Consider the following 16,084-nt stretch of genomic DNA (forward strand, 5'->3'; position numbering starts at 1 on the left):
ACCCAGTCTGGGGCTGCTTTTTTACTGCATCTACTTAATCACAATCAATCCCAGAATTCAAGCCCCGCAACAAATGTCACTTCTTATACCTATTCTGTTTCTGCTATTTTGATTAGCCATTTTTAACATTTTTACATAACAAGTTCGGTAGAGCCACTAATTCAGTGGGATAGAGCTATCTGTCACTGGCTAGAAGACTTAGCAATTTTATTAAAAAAATTAGAATCCAAGCTTAAATGACACATTTATTACACGGTTTTAAGGGATAATGCCGAATGGATGTACTTTTAGACACATATACCAGCTAAACTAGCAGCTCATACACGTATACAGGTATATAATGTAACTTTACACATCTCCGAATTAATACATAAATCCGACTTCATCCTAAAGTCGGATAATGATAATAACTCTAAAAACTGTAATGGGGGTCAATAAAATAAGCACTTTTTCTGAAAGTTTAATTAAACAATTGACCGCACACCCTAGAACTGCGTCTTAAATCATGAACTCAAGTAAACTTGACAAGACACTAGAAAAAGCTCAAACCCTATTAGCTTGGAGTTTGGTTGGACTTTTGAGCCTTATAGGAATCAATTCATTATGGATACAGCCCTATAACAGCATTTTTTATATCGCGGCTGCTATCATCATCTGTCCGCGCAATCCCATACCCGAGCGGATAAGACTAATTGCCTCTACTACAATCTTTGCAGTGGGCTTGACAATTGGAATTTTCTAGTTAGTTTTTGAACGGAGCCGAGCTAATTGCTGTGTTGTCTTATCCCGTGGAGGAGCCAGAGTTAGCAAGCCGCCCCTAAAATTCGTTTCCCATTCTTCCTCTGAAGCTTTGCACTGGTCAACTCAGTACAGCAAATACCTGTACCCGTAGAGATTAGGACAGTTGTTTAAAAAGTTTTTCACAGCACCAGATGCGATCGCTCCCGTTCCGCCAAGTTTGACGGAACGGGAGCGATATATAGCGGTTCTTATACGAGTCAGGTACACCAAAATCCAGTATTATCTTTCCAGTTTTGAGACTGTACCTCACACAACCGAGAACCGCTATAGCACCATCAACAAATCATATAGTTTGAGCTTTGGATCGTTTGGCTTAAGACAGAGTTTTTGCCACACCTTAAAAGTTTGGCATCGGCAGTATCAGGTTTCATAATAAAAATTTCTTTCCGCTGATAAAGGTTTTTTGATAGTACGCACATATCGTGTCCGTTCCGCCAAATTTGGCGGAACGGGTAGTGAAGAGAAATGACCAAATACAAGCTTTAAAAGGGCTACGCCACTTCACCTGTATAGCCACCAGAACTTGAATGGCGAACAGTGTTCGGTCTATTTTTAGATATTGCACAAGAAGACGATTACATAAGCCGGGATCTAGCAAGAGACTCCACAAACAAAGTTAACAACAAAAAATAAAAATCTATTTTCAAAGGAAGAATATAATTAACCTATCCCCTATGCAAATCTAGTAAAAGGCATTTGTAAGAAAAAAGAGGTGATGCTTCCCAGCCCTCATCAGAAAGAAACCCCTGTCAATCAACAAGGGGGTTCCTAAGGGCTATTTAATTTTTTCAACAGGTGAGGCTCCAAATTTAGTAGTGGCGTATCCAGCGTTGCCAGACGGTGATGCACCACATAAACCAACTAACTCCTGGGAGTCGGGAGCCATATTTCCTATTGTATCACTTGCTCTTTATAGCAAGCGGCATACAGGATTTTTAAACAATGGCTCTCTCCCCCAACCCACAACAGCTTTTATTAGGAGAGATTTAATGCCCTACGAGGAACACCCGGACGCTAGGCAGATTTGTCACATTTGTATTAAAGGTCAGTACAAAAGCCTTAATTTTTGCTGTGGGGGTGAAAGCTAATGGTGACAGCAACAGCAACACGGCAAGCAGTTGAGCCAGAGCCTAAATTTTTTCCAGACGATCTAGAGTTACCCCTGCCGTTAGACCATAAGACTTGGGAGACAATGCGGCTTTGCCCTCCTCTTTTAGCGGTTAAAGTGGGCTGCGATCGCGCAGTCTTCATTGCCCAATTGCACTTCAGACTCGAAACCATCTCTAACCAACGGGCAAGCGGCATGGTGGATTACCGGATTGGTATCTGTAAACACGGCTATGCTTGGTGGTGGGCAGGAGAGTACGAACTATGGGAAGAAAATCCCTTCTTCTCCAAGGAAACAGCAGGGCGTTTCCGCAGGGAATTCGAGGGGAGGGGGTGGATTGTGACTAATAATTTCCACTCCAATCCCTTCGACCGACGCAAATTCCAAACCCTCAACTACCCGCTGATTGCCCAAGAAACGGGCTACAACCCCAAATTAATCGAACTGAGCCGACGATACCCAACTCCTCCCACGTTTCAGAAGGGCAGAAAGAGCCGCACTCGTCGTCTTGACGATGATGTGGCTTTGGTCTACAGCCAACCTTATGTAACTTACCCACTTTGGGAAGATTTTGATATAGAAGATGCCAACGAAGGGAGAGAAAATCCTAATGATTCTTCACAATCTCTACAACCCTTGATTTCACCGGATTTAGCAAAAACTCATAATCGATCTCAAGAAACCGCCAATATCGAAATTGGGTCGAACTTAAAATCTTCTATATACATAGAATCTTCAAAATCTCGCTTAAATATAACGAAAAAAAAAGGAGAAGGAGGAAAAGATAGTCAGGAAAAAACACGAGAAAGCTCAGATATCAAAGAAATTAACAAATCTTCAACTGAGCAGACTAAACCTGTCCAAAAGACTAACGTTTCCGAAAATTTCGTGAACGTAGAAAAAAAGTTAGAGACTACAAGTAATCCAAGAACTACAAACAAGACACCAAACAGAGAAAAATACGATTGGGAGCATGAGGTAGGCAAACCATTTCCAGACCTTGTGCGGTGGAGAGCAAATACTCATTACAAAACGCAGGGAGAACGCTGGGCTTCATCAGCACTCTCCCACGCTGCTGCTGAGATTATTCGCAAAACAGAAGAGAATCCAGAAGCAGTCTACTGGATGTGGCAGGACTTTCTGGAGTATGCGGAGCAATCTGCTGATAACGCTCTGGCTATTGATTCTGTGGGGATGGAGCCAGGGCTGCCCAAATGTTTCCAAAGTGAAACCCGCGACACCGCTACGGTTGGGGCTAAATTGGATGAGGCAAAGGGTAAGGTACAGGCTGCACAAGTCGCAAGGGTTGAGAAAACAGCTGCGCTCGAAGCCGCTAAACTTGCGGCACTACCTCCATCTGGTGAAACTGAGTCGGAGCGCTTTTGGCGAGAGGTGAAGGAAAAGCTAGAGGGCTTCAAAACTAAATACAAGGCGTTTAAGGACAAGCCAAAATTTTTGAACCTCACGATTGCATTTGTAAAAAATACACCCGGCTTGATCTGGACTGACGAAAACGGCCCTGCAATCGATCCAAACTACGTTTTCGGTGAAAGCAATGAGCCGTTAAAGGACATTCTTCCTTCAAGCGATTGCACCAAGGCAAATCTACAAGCACCGGAAGCTAAAAACGATTGCGACAATGAACCCGACAACAACCCACCTGATGCTGGTGGCAGTGGTGTACCACCAGCTCCGGTTGACAGCAGACCATCATCCGATGGAGGTGTCGCAGCCTTCCCTAATCAGACTGCGCCCGCATCCTCAAACCCACGAACGCAACTAGAGGCTTTTTCCCTTCCCCAAGATGTAGAAGATCCTTGGGGTGATGTTGAAAATGTTGAAGGAGTGGAAGAACCAGATGGAATAGATACGGCTACTGAGGATGTGTAGGAGATGCTGAAATACCGCCCCTCTCATAACCTAATACGGTTCAGTTAAAAAATATAGTTGAGACTATTCTCAATAAGAACAAGAAAAGCAACCCAGGAGTAAGGCTTCCAACACCTCCGAATTCGTCATACATTACTAACTGAACCGTATTGCCTCATGACAGTGCATTACTAACTCCTCACGCTCGATATCGGAGTTGCCGAAGATGGAAGGGATAGCATCTGTAGCGGGCAAATTTCCAAATACCACTGGATAAAAGTGCTTTGGATTCAGATTATGAAGTGGTTGTAGTTGACGTTGATAAAGACGAACCAAGCTTAAAACCAAAACAAGACGAGAATTACCCGGAAATAACTGTAGAACAACACCTTGCCTAGCTGAGCCTTCTTTAGCAGTCAGGGAATCTTACTCAAATACAAGAAGTGCGCGAAATTTGTTTCACTAGCTCCCTAGTGCAGATGGGTTACGACACCGAAGAGAATGAGATGGAGCCTGAGAAGTTTCAATCATTGCCCGTTGCTCATGACATAGCCGCAGAAGTTAACTTCCACGAAAGCTACTGAATTCAAGCTGCACCTGAGTCAGAATGAGAGTTATGAGTTAATGCTAGTACCCGCGCCCCCTCTTGAATGACTCTAACCACCGATGCTGCTGGCAGCGATCGCAGTTTACTTAGAATATTCTCTAAAGGGTCCTCAGTTGGCTTCTGCCCTGTATTTAAGTATACTTGGAAATGTTCTTCGTCCCAGCCTCTCAATTGCGCCAGCTGTTTTAGCTTAGGTTTCCCCGGCATACAGTCCGCAGCTTCCCATCGGGAAACTGTAGGGCGACTAATGCCCAGTTTCTGGGCAAGCTGCTCTTGGTTTAGACCAAGCTCTGCCCGAAGCTCTATGACAAAAGTAGCTAGCCGCTGGGTTTTTGTGTTCATAGAACCTATTTTGACATTTTCCTTTCTCGGCTGCAAGACATTCTGGTACCGATGCTATAGTAGATAGATTCACAATCTTCACCTATTAAGTGAGAATTGTGAAAATTGTTTCAGTGCTTAGCGGATAAAGTTGTCAACAACAGGGGCATTTGTGATGCAAGCGACAAGCCAAAGCTGTCAGCCTGCGGTAGCTGTTGAATTATTCTGCGGAATGGGCGGATTCTCTTTGGGGATAGAACAAGTTGGGTTTGACGTAGGGCTGGCAGTAGAGAAGGATGAAACTACTTACCAGTCCTACCGAAAGAACTTTCCCCATACCAGCGTGCTGCGTGCGGAAATCGCGAAGCTAACGGGGGATCGGATTCGCGCCCTAGTCGTAGAACATTATCAGGTGCGATTGCGCTTTGTGAGATGGAATGATTACTGTTTGATCCTAGACTTGTTCAAGTTTTACTCAACTAAATGGCGGGGCATTGCCAGAGCGGAAATGTCGTGTGCCCTTATTTGTACAAGCGGTGGGAAAAGCTCTTATGGAAGTTATTGAGGAGAATCTAATGGTTCCTACTTCAGCGCTATCTTACCCTAGTGCAATAGATGGAGCTATTTACAAGCAAGTACGTCCCAAGACCCTAACGCCGCATCCCCTCAATTGCCTCATTTATGGGGAAGAGGAGGATGTGTCCGAACTGGTTGATCTCATTAGCAAGAAGGGTTGGATCAAACCATTGGTTGTTACCCCTCAAAACCGAATTATCAGTGGTCATCGGCGCTGGAAGTCAGCCGTCCAGTTAGGACTGGAATTGGTTCCGGTTGAAGTGAGAGAATTTCCTTCAGAACTAGCTGAGCTAGAGGTACTACTACTGGAAAATACCAGCCGCCTTAAAACTACCGAACAAAAAATTCGGGAAGCTAATGCCTGGAAGAACGTTGAGGCAGAGAAATCTCGCGACAGACAACTAAGTACGCTAAGAAAAGGTTCCTCAACTCCCGCCACGCCAAATTTGGCGTCACGGGAAAAAGGTGAAACTCGTGAAAAGGTGGCTCGTCGGGTTGGTCTTGGCAAAACCAACTACGAGAAAGGTGCTCGTGTGGTCGAAATCATCGATGAGCAAATAGCTTTAGGGAACTTAAGCCAAGCCCAAACGCTACGTAAAGTCTTGAACCAAAGCGTAGATGCAGCTTACCAGCTGATCAAAAAGTCTACTGAAAAGCGCTTCCAAATCCTAGAAACAGTAGCTCAGGGAAAGACCATCAAAGAAGCCCTAGCCCTACACAAGCCATCATCGTCAACAAAGCTTGATGAATTAGAGCCTTCTGGAGCCAGCAGCAATCTTACCTTACACCGGCCCCCAGATTTCCGCAGTTGCTGGAACTGCAAGTATCGAGGAGAATTTCTGGACAACAATCAAAGCTTCCAATGCTACAAATATGGTGCCGTCAGTTTCATTAACTCTGACGTTAAAGAGATTGCCGCGGAGTGCGACGACTGGGAAGAACGAACTGGCTCTCCAGACCAAACCGACTACAGCAACCCTCGCTTCAAAACCTGCTCCTATCAACTGTACCTGCCTGCTTCATGGCAAGACGTTCTAGAGGAACGGGCAACAAAAGAGGGGGTAAGCGCCGAAGAGTGGATAAAAATCCTCATCGGAACAAACCTGTTTCCCCCCTCGGACAATGGCAATGGCTCTAATGGCAACGGTAATGGTAGTAATGAATTCGAGATGGTCTACACGGTTACTCAAAAAGGCCAAACTACTGTGATTCCCTTACCAGATGTGATCGCGCCCGTTGTAAAGACGGCGACCCTTGAGACAATCACCTACAACGACCAGGAGAGCGCTGTTCTGGCTGAACCCCAGACAATTGCGGACTGCGGAAAAGACATTGCTCAGCAACCCGAACCGGAAGCCAAAGTAAAGATTGATGCTTGCGGAAATTTGCTGCAAGCTCCCTTGAGCGAAATCTTACAAGCTGACATGCGGGATGCTCTACAAGGGGTTTCCCCAAGACCGCACTCGCTCCCGGATACAGCCGAAACTAAAGAAGAAGAGGAGCTTCAGCTGCAACGGGAGTACCAAATCCTGATGAACCAGTTCTCTGCGAATGACTTAATTGAAGTAAGTGAAAAAGCGACAAGTTTTAAAGGCTGTATTGGGGTACGAGGACGGGTGGCAACCGTATGGATGGAAGGCAAACAAATTTCAGTAAACCTGGACAACGGTCTGACGAACATCCGATTTTGGGCAAATGAACTAATTTTGATTGTTAAAGCAGAAACATTGACAGAATAAGAAAAATAGCTCAAACGATGGCCGCCTAAAATAGGGTTCGCCTTTGCTTTGAAGGGCTTGGAGGAGGATGAGACGTAACTACACCACATTATTTGACGGTTGTGAGCAGTTTTATTATTACCTGTTCACAACTACAAACAGTTGTGAACAAAGATACTTTGGTTGAGAGCAAAAAATAGTATAGGAACTTAGCGATGGAAGGAAAGCCGGAAATCGAATAACTGGAAGCCCACTTGAAAGCTTACGGTTCGCTCATTTTTAGAGAGTTTGAAAAATCGGGTTCATAACTAAAACCCTGGGAAAGCCAAGACTGTTATAGGTTAGGAATTGTAGAATGAGCGCACTTTCAACCAGAACCAACATCCAAGTCAATCAGCACTACTACCTCAACCCGCAAGGCACAGGGTGAGAAGACCCAGCAAGTTAATGAATGGTTGATTGCCGCTCCCTTAGCTCTTAATTACCCTCTGGTAAGAGGTTTTTCCTCCTGAAAAATACCCTGAAGACCGAGTAATTGCTACGGGGTATGAAATTTTCTACCCATCCGGGTTTGTGGTTTTACGATCGGTTGTATTCTGCTCTATGATGCACGAGAAGACATGAACCTTTATGGCAGATAAAAAAACTCATTCTAGTCGAGTAATGTCACTATTTAACCAATCAGGGGGCGTAGGCAAGAGTACGCTAACCATGAATTTGGGCTACCATCTAGCTCATCGCAAATGCCGAGTTTTGTTAATAGATTTAGATCCACAGTCATCTTTGACGACATTTATGGGGCTAGAACCCTTAGAAATTCAGAAAACCCTCTACGATGCGCTTCTTGAAGACGAACCTTTGCCTATCCACAAAGATATACACGGTGTTGATTTAGCGCCAGCAAATATCAACTTAAGCGGTGCTGAACTGGAACTGGTGACAGCGGATATGAGAGAACAAAGGATGAAAGATGCGATCGCCCCAGTACTAGAGAAGTATGATTTCATTCTAATTGACTGCCCCCCTTCTCTCGGAATCCTCAGCTACATCAGTTTGGTGGCCTCCACACACGTTTTAATTCCCATCCAAACTCAGTACAAAGCTTTTCAAGGAACTGATTTACTATTTCGTACCATCAAGCGTGTCCGCGCCCGCCCCAACCGTCAACTTAAAATAGCCGGCTATCTGCCCACGATGTTTGCTAAAGGAAACTCTCAAGATCAGCGAATTCTTTGTGCAATTCAAGACCAATTTGATTCTGTTGAAGGGATAATATTTCCCGAAATTCCTCGGACGACGGCTTTCGCCGATGCCGCTGAAAAGCATATCCCTCTGGCTTTACATAATCCTAAGCACCCAGCGGTAACAATTTTGGAAACAATTGCTGAGATGTTGGAGGGCATTAAATGAGTTCTAAAAGCCAGAAGCCACCTGTTAAAAGGCTCAAAGGATTAGATAGCCTATTTGGAGAATCTCCATCTGAATCGACATCTTTGCCCACAGAACGCATCGCACTTCCCAAACAACAGCCGCGTCGCTACTTTGATGCCAAGGCGATACAGGAATTAACTGAGTCAATCAAACAGCATGGGATTTTACAACCCCTATTGGTGCGGACGCTACCTGATGATGACTTATACGAATTAGTAGCAGGGGAGCGACGTTACCGGGCAGCAATTGCAGCCGGACTGGATGAAGTGCCTGTGGTCATCCGGGAACTCAGCGACGGGGAAGCCCTGCAACTGGCGTTGATTGAGAATCTCCAGCGCGAAAACCTAAATTCAGTAGAGGAGACGGAGGGCATTTTGCAACTTTTGGCGCTCAGATTAGACAGGAGTTTAGAAGAAGTCGTGTCCTTGCTCTACCGGATGTTGAATGATTGTGTCCGGTTGACTAATAACGTTATCAGTCAACCGGAAGCCATCTTAGTAAAAGAGGTGTTTGCTAATTTGGGGTTGATGAGTTGGGAGTCGTTTGTTAGTAATCGTTTGCCTTTACTGAAACTTCCCGACGATATTCTTGAAGCCTTGCGTTCTGGACGGATTGCATATACTAAGGCGAAAGCAATCTCGAAAATTAAGGACGAAACTGAGCGGCGAACCCTGTTAGAAGAAGCGATCGCTCTGGACTTGTCCCTCAGTCAGATAAGAGAGCGCCTCAAAACCAACCGTCCTGAAAAAGAGACACCACAAACCCTCAAAAGCCGAATGGACTCGACCTACCGTCGTTTGAGCCAAGCTAAGTTTTGGGAAAACGCCTCCAAGCAGAAGAAATTGGAAAAACTACTTGCGGAGATGGAAGCATTGCTGGTTGAAGAGTAACTGCACAGAAAATACTCCGGTGTCAAATAACAAAAATCAGTAATTCCAAATTCAAGTTTTGACAACAAGGGAGCATCAGCCAGAGGATAAAAAAGCATCTTTGAGAGGGCATCGAAATGGAGCCAATGACATTAGGGCGTGTCATCAAATAGTTAAACCAGAATTGGCGATACATGAGATTAATTACTAAAACGACCATGACGACTCGACATTATGCCCTCAGAGATCACCAGTGGGAGCGCATCAAAGACCTGCTGCCTGGACGAGCAGGGTATGTCGGTGTCACGGCAAAAGACTAACAACAGTTTGCCGAAAAGGGTTCTTTTCGGCAATGTGCAAGATAAGAAAGACACAGGTAGATTTATTGACGTAAGTTGGTAAGTGTTCTGTTCATCTCCCCTGAAAAAAATCGGGACTTGCTGAAAGGGTAATGCTATTTATAGACTAAAATAATTGACCTGTCTCACCCTTGTCTAAGATGAAATGCCCAAAGTGTAACGCAACTGAGGTATCTAAGAACGGTCACTGTAAAGGTAGGCAGTGCTACAAATGCTTTTCCTTGTGGTCGCCAGTTCCTAGACCATTACCGACCTTGGCAGTATTCCAACGATGTCAAGCAACTGTGTCTGAAAATGTACCTCTCTTGTCTTGGGACTACGAGGAACCCTTGCGAGTAACAGAGATTCACCACACAACCATCCTCCATTGGGTTCGAGAAGCCGGTTTGTTACTACCGGATGCCCCAGAGCCCCTTGGAGATTCCCGAAGTCACCGCTCTTGATGAACTGCTTTCCCTTTGTGGGCAACAAGCAAAACAAGCTATGGATTTGGACTGCTGTTAATCACTTTTCAGACAGGTATCTTGGCATGGACAATTGGAGATCGCAGTGCACAGACCTTCAAACCTTTATGGTGGATTGTCCAAGGTTGGCAGTCCTTCTTTTATGTTACCGATGGTTGGTCGGTGTACCCAATGTTTATTGAGGATGGAGACCATATTGTTAGCAAGACCTATATGACTAGGGTCGAGGGAGAAAACACAAGGCTGCGCCATTATTTAGCTCGGCTACATCGCAAAACCTTGTGCTACTCCAAGTCGGCCCTTGATGTTGAAGTGTTCGCTGCGGTTACTGCTGCACTATTTTGTTGTATCGAACAATTCCTCTGCCTGCCTAAAACATTATCTTTTCAGCAACGCCGAATTTCCCTTCTTTACTCACTGTACCAAAGCCAATGTATCTGATGATAGGGGTTTAATTGAGATGTTGACTGAAAACATCGATTATTTCAAGTCAAAACCCGTTAATATTCCCGAGATTACCATCCTGCTAGACCACGGTTATCACCCTGAACATCTGAAGGAGGAGTTAGAAAAGGTTCATCCCCAAATCATGACGAAAATCAGGTTTGAACTTTCGGCAAAACCATCGAAACAAGAAAATAAAGACTAAGGTAAATCTGGGGAGAGTTCCGGTTGCAGCGAGGTGGGGGAAGGAAGCGATCTAACGCTTGGATGGAGAGATGCAAAATTCTCGTCAAGAACTTTGAGAGAACTCTAGCTAATGCGACTACCAAAGTTAATCTTTTTTTTATTTGGCTAATGGTTAAGAGGCTTGCAGTCTCTTCTTAGATGTCAAATGGTTCTATAAGTTTTTAACTTTATTTAGTCCGCAACGCGGACTACTAAAACTCTCTAGTTTACTAGAGAATCAAGAGGAACAAAATTATCTTGCTAACTATTGAAAAGCGATCGCCTCAGCCTCGCCTGAATTTTGCCAATTACAATATAGAGAATGGGTACAACAAACAAACTAAGGAAAGTAGCAACAAACGTTCCGCTAAAAACGGCTGTACCTAGAGACTGACGACTCGCTGCACCTGCCCCTGTCGGAAATACCATAGGATAAGCACCCAACAGCGCTGAAATTGCCGTCATCAGAATGGGTCGCAAGCGATCTTGTGAAGCTTCTACGATCGCCTTTGTAATAGAAAGACCTTGCTCTCGCAGTTGGTTGGCAAATTCCACCATTAAAATCGAGTTTTTGCTGGCTAAACCAATCAACATGACTAGACCCACCTGGCAATAAACGTCGTTATACAACCCTCGTAACGATTGAGCCGCCAATGCTCCCAGAACTGCTAGGGGAACCGACAGCATAATGATCAGCGGATCGAAGAAGTTATTGTATTGAGCCGCCAGCACCAGAAAAACAAAGAAAACGCCTAAGCCAAAAATGAGCGGTGCTTGTCCCCCAGACTCTAACTCTTCTAGGGAGATTCCCGACCACTCAAATCCCATGCTGGGTGGCAACACCTCAGCCGCTAGCTTCTCCATTGCCTGAATCGCTTGTCCAGAGCTAAATCCTGGAGCGGCTGCGCCGTTGATTTCAATGGCTCGATACAGGTTGTAATGATTAATAGTTTGGGGACCGGTTGTGGATGTAACCTTGACTAGATTGCTCAACGGAATCATTTCGCCTTGGCGCGAATCTCCTTGGGAGACGCTACCTTGCCGCACATACAACTGACCAATATCTTCTGGATTGGAGCGAAACTGCTGGTCTGCCTGAACGTAGACCCGGTAGGTTCGCCCAAAGGCATTGAAATCATTCACATAGCGCGAACCGATGTAGGTTTGCAGCGTACTGAAAATTTCATCCACCGAGACTTGTAGTGCCTCTGCCTTCTCTCGATCGACCTCGATGAGCAATTGCGGTGCATTCGCCGTGTAGGTACTGAATACCCCCTGTAATCCCGGTGTTTGATTGGCACGAGTAAGCAATTCAGTCTTGACTCGATCCAGAGTACTGATGTCACTGGTGCTGCGATCGCCTCGGTCTTGCAAGTGAAACACAAAGCCACCCGTACTACCAAGACTTGGAATGGTTGGAGGATTCACCGCAAGCACAGGGGCTTCCGGAATTGCCATGAGTGGTCCCCGTACCCGATTGAGAATGGCGGATACTGACTGTTCTGGCTGTTGTCGCTCATCCCACGGCTTCAGGGGCGCAAACATAAGTCCTCTGTTGGGCGTATTGCCACTAAACCCCACCCCGCCCATTGCAAAGGTTGCCCGAATCTCAGGCACCTCTTTAAGTTGCTGTTCGGCTTGCGTCACAATTTGTCTAGTGTAATTCAAGGAGGTGCCATCGGCTGCCTGAATCAGGTTAATAAAGTAGCCCTGATCTTCTTCCGGTAGAAAAGCCTTGGGTACGCGCAGGTAAAGCCAAGCCGTTAGCACCAACGATGCAATGAACAGAACCATCACGATCCCTTTGAAGCGGGTGAGGAACCCAAGCGAACGATGATATCCTCGACGCAGCCAGTTTAAGAACCCATTGACGCGATTAAAAATCCAGCCCAGCCAGCCACGCGGTCTGGGTTGCCGACGCAGCAAGAGGGCAGAAAGGGCAGGCGTTAGCGTTAAGGCATTGAACGTGGAAATGGCGATCGAAAAAGTAATTGTCAGCGCAAACTGCTTGTAAAGTTGTCCAGTTGTCCCTGGAAAGAAGCCAACTGGAATAAATACCGCCATAAGTACAAGGGCTGTGGCAATCACCGACCCAAACAGTTCGTGCATCGCTTCGGAGGTAGCCCGAACTGGACTCAGCCCCTTCTCTTGAATTAAACGGGTGACATCTTCAGCAACCACGATCGCATCATCCACAACCATTCCAGTTGCTAAGGTCAAACCAAATAAAGTGAGACTGTTGAGTGAAAAATTAAATACTTTGACAAATGCGAAGGTTCCAATCAAAGACACGGGAATAGCGATCGCCGGAACGATCGTCGCGCGCCAGTCTTGTAAAAAGATGAAGATAACCAGAACAACCAGCGCTACCGATTGAAATAACGTGACTACTACTTCCCTAAAGGACGCCTCTACAAATAGCGACGAATCGTAGGGAATGTCATAGGTCAACCCCGGTGGAAAATTCTTCGCCAGTCGTGCCATCTCATCCTTGACGGCTTTGGCAATAGTCAAAGCGTTGCTGCCCGGAATTTGTAAAATCTGGTAGCCGACTGAAACGTGACCTTTGTAGCTGGCAAACGAGTTGTAGCTTTCAGCCCCTAGTTCTGCCCGCCCAACATCTTTCAGCTTCACGGTCGTTCCATCTACATCGGCTTTGAGGACAAGATTTTCAAATTCTGTCGCCTCTTTCAGCCTGCCGCTCGTCTGCAAGTCAATTTGATACAGTTGCCCATTGGGTGCAGGTGGCTGCCCAATACTACCAATCCCCAACTGTAAATTCTGTCGGTTGACAGCGTTGATAACATCCTGAGCCGTGAGGTTGCGACTTGCCAAGCGATTAGGGTCTAACCAAAGCCGCATAGCGTAACGGCGTTCGCCAAACGCAAGGATATTTCCAACCCCCTTAACGCGCCGGAGTGGGTCTAACACATAGAGATCGGCGTAGTTACTGAGAAACGTGTCATCGTAGCGATCGTCTTCACTGTAGAGTGCCATTGCCAAGACGATTGCACTTGACTGCTTTGATACAGTCACGCCCGTTTGTCGGACGACTTCTGGAAGTTTGGGTTCTGCTTGCAGCACCCGATTTTGCACGTCCGATGCTGCCACATCAAGGTCGTAGCCCTGTTCAAACGTGATGACAATCATGCTGGTGCCATCATTGCTGCTGGTCGAATTCATGTATCTCATGCCTTCAACCCCATTGATCTGTCGCTCTAACACCGTCGTAACAGTGTCCTCCACCACCTGAGCGCTGGCACCCACGTAGTTGGCTGTCACCGTGATTTGTGCTGGGCTGATGTCGGGATATTGCTCTACAGGTAAGGTCGGAATACTAATAAACCCGACTACCAGAATAACGAGAGCACAGACGATCGCGAAAACAGGTCGTTTGATAAAGAAATCAACGAACATACGCTTACTCCGGATGTATTGAAAGGATGAATTGCCAGCGATCGCTGCTCAAGACTCAGGAGTAATGGGTACACCGTCCCTGAGAAGCAGTATCCTTGAAACCACAACCTTTTCCCCTGGCTTTAATCCACTCTCGACCTGGTAATTGTTTCCTTCGATGTCGCCCAGTTTGACGAGCCGTTGCCGAGCAACAAACCCTGAACCGGATGGGGACGCCACAAACACAAATGCCTCTTTACCTAGACGAGTGACTGCTGGGGTTGGAACTAATACACCCGGTCGCTTATCCCAAATCACCTTCACCCGGACAAACTGATCGGTTCGCAGTTGTCCCTGAGAATTGTCAAACAGCGACTTGACTAGGACAGATTGCGTATCATTGGTTGCTTTGGGCGAAATGAAGAATACGCGACTCGTACCCACTGTTCGACCCTGACCATCGGTTAACTCCACGGGCATTCCCTGACGTAACTGAAGTGCCTGCTCGTTGGGAACTGAAAAAGTCACCTCTAACGAACGATTCTCTGTAATGGTCGTCAGTGGAGTGGAGGTATCCACAAAATCTCCCACTTTTACGGGCAGGTCACCCACCGTACCAGCAAAGGGAGCTGCAATTGTATAAAACTGAAGTTGCACGGCTTGCTCTTTTACATTTGCCTGAGCCTGTTTGACTAACCGCTGGTTCTTGACGATCGTTGCCTGTGCTTTGGCAATTGCCGCTTCTGCTCTAACGATCGCGGCTTCTTGGGCGGCAATGTCAGCGTCTGTCTGAGCAATCTTGGCTTTGGCTGCTTCCAGACCGTTGCGCCGTTGATCTAGAATTTGCAGACTGGTAGCTCCTTCGCGATATAGGTAGCTGAACCGTTCGTACTCTCGCTGATTGAGTTTTAGGTCAGACAGTTCAGAAACTCGACGAGCCTGTAACGCTTTGAGTACCGCTCTGGCATTTTTTGCGTCAGCTTGGGCGCTTGCTGCTTCTGCTCGAGCAGTTTCCAAATCGGCTTGAGACGATTCAACCCCTGCAATTCGACTTTCAACCGAAGCTTGCTGCTGGCTTGCATCAACCTTCAACACAGGCGTACCTGTTTCAACTCGATCTCCTGCTCGGACAAATATTTCAGAAACCTGACCCTGAATTCTCGGTCGCAGGGTAACAGAGCGACGCGAGCGCAGGCTAGCTATGAACTCCGAGCTTTCTGCAATTGGGCTGGTTTGCACCGACAATGTTTTTACAGGCGTTGGCGGTGGTTGCTGAGCTGTTGCTGGAGGTGATTGATTACTCGGAGCAAAAACGCGCCACAGTCCAATCCCTCCGCCGCCCACAAGGAGCAACACGAGCAATAACCAAAGGGGCGTTCGCCGTGGAGAAGCGGACTCTGAATGAATTTGAAGATTGGTGTTTGAAGAAGGTTGTAATTCAGATGATTCCATAATTCACCCCTAATTTATCGCCAAGGAGTTTTGCTATCAGCTAACTACTGGTGGCTGATAGCGAAATGTTTAGAAATCAAGCATTCGATCAAAAAAGCTGTTTCTCTGCTTCAGAAACGAAAAATGCGAGTATAACTATTCCACGTTTACCCAAAAATCAGCCGTGACAATTTGACCATTACGATTGAACTGCCCCCAAAGTTTATATTTTCCAGGTTGGGGGAAACTGGTCATAAAGTGAACCTCTCCTGCTGGAGTATCTTTCAAACCCACATTCCGCACCCACAACTGTCACATAGACAGTGGCTTTAAGTGTAGAAGTGAATCATAATTCAAATATTGAGTATAAATACTCAGTATTTATATATTAATGAGAATCAAGCTCATAATTTGCATCCAATGGCGACTCCTTATGGCAGTTTTCCCTAAATACTGGCGACCCAA

Annotated in this window: 10 protein-coding genes and 3 pseudogenes; 10 read left to right on the forward strand and 3 right to left on the reverse strand. The window is 46.1% G+C overall.

Features of this window, described 5'->3' with window-relative positions; all coding sequences use genetic code 11:
* Positions 1-904 precede the first annotated feature (904 nt).
* The 3 genes from H6F74_RS28225 to H6F74_RS28235 all read left to right on the forward strand — a co-directional run bounded on the left by H6F74_RS28225 (position 905) and on the right by H6F74_RS28235 (position 4,362).
* A complete protein-coding gene (locus H6F74_RS28225; RefSeq protein WP_190445420.1) occupies positions 905-1,174 on the forward strand; it encodes a hypothetical protein in 270 nt (89 codons plus the stop codon).
* Positions 1,175-1,888: 714 nt separating this feature from the next.
* Positions 1,889-3,799, forward strand: coding sequence for a hypothetical protein (locus H6F74_RS28230; protein ID WP_190445421.1), 1,911 nt, complete (start codon positions 1,889-1,891; stop codon positions 3,797-3,799).
* A gap of 422 nt (positions 3,800-4,221) precedes the next feature.
* Complete coding sequence (locus tag H6F74_RS28235; RefSeq protein ID WP_190445422.1) at positions 4,222-4,362, forward strand: hypothetical protein; 141 nt, start codon at positions 4,222-4,224, stop codon at positions 4,360-4,362.
* A gap of 2 nt (positions 4,363-4,364) precedes the next feature.
* Here the strand turns inward: H6F74_RS28235 and H6F74_RS28240 are convergent, their stop codons facing one another.
* On the reverse strand, positions 4,365-4,727 hold the full coding sequence (locus H6F74_RS28240; RefSeq protein WP_190445423.1) for a helix-turn-helix transcriptional regulator: 363 nt from the start codon (positions 4,725-4,727) through the stop codon (positions 4,365-4,367).
* A gap of 154 nt (positions 4,728-4,881) precedes the next feature.
* On the opposite strand from H6F74_RS28240, the gene H6F74_RS28245 reads away from it, so the two are divergent.
* The 7 genes and pseudogenes from H6F74_RS28245 to H6F74_RS28275 all read left to right on the forward strand — a co-directional run.
* Positions 4,882-5,271, forward strand: a complete 390-nt coding sequence (locus H6F74_RS28245) for a DNA cytosine methyltransferase (protein ID WP_190445424.1) — start codon at positions 4,882-4,884, stop codon at positions 5,269-5,271.
* Between the two features lie 10 nt (positions 5,272-5,281).
* A complete protein-coding gene (locus H6F74_RS28250) occupies positions 5,282-7,021 on the forward strand; it encodes a ParB N-terminal domain-containing protein (protein ID WP_190445425.1) in 1,740 nt (579 codons plus the stop codon).
* Between the two features lie 642 nt (positions 7,022-7,663).
* Positions 7,664-8,410 carry a ParA family protein gene (locus tag H6F74_RS28255; RefSeq protein WP_242022614.1) on the forward strand — a complete coding sequence of 249 codons (747 nt, stop codon included), beginning with the start codon at positions 7,664-7,666 and terminating at the stop codon, positions 8,408-8,410.
* Positions 8,407-9,321, forward strand: a complete 915-nt coding sequence (locus H6F74_RS28260) for a ParB/RepB/Spo0J family partition protein (RefSeq protein ID WP_190445427.1) — start codon at positions 8,407-8,409, stop codon at positions 9,319-9,321. The genes H6F74_RS28255 and H6F74_RS28260 overlap by 4 nt, the downstream gene beginning before the upstream one ends.
* A gap of 197 nt (positions 9,322-9,518) precedes the next feature.
* Positions 9,519-9,617, forward strand: a pseudogene (locus tag H6F74_RS28265) (IS5/IS1182 family transposase); the annotation flags it as partial.
* 182 nt (positions 9,618-9,799) lie between these two features.
* A pseudogene (locus H6F74_RS28270) lies at positions 9,800-10,497 on the forward strand (IS1 family transposase).
* 26 nt (positions 10,498-10,523) lie between these two features.
* Positions 10,524-10,951 (forward strand): annotated as a pseudogene (locus H6F74_RS28275) (IS5/IS1182 family transposase); the annotation flags it as partial.
* Between the two features lie 102 nt (positions 10,952-11,053).
* Here H6F74_RS28275 and H6F74_RS28280 read toward each other — a convergent pair.
* Positions 11,054-14,209 (reverse strand): efflux RND transporter permease subunit, encoded by a 3,156-nt coding sequence (locus H6F74_RS28280; protein WP_190445428.1) that lies wholly within the window; start codon positions 14,207-14,209, stop codon positions 11,054-11,056.
* A 48-nt stretch (positions 14,210-14,257) separates the two neighbouring features.
* Positions 14,258-15,640: an efflux RND transporter periplasmic adaptor subunit gene (locus tag H6F74_RS28285; protein WP_190445429.1), complete on the reverse strand. Its 1,383-nt coding sequence runs from the start codon at positions 15,638-15,640 to the stop codon at positions 14,258-14,260.
* Positions 15,641-16,084 lie beyond the last annotated feature (444 nt).

This window comes from Trichocoleus sp. FACHB-90, from assembly GCF_014695505.1.
GTDB lineage: Bacteria > Cyanobacteriota > Cyanobacteriia > Cyanobacteriales > FACHB-T130 > Funiculus > Funiculus sociatus.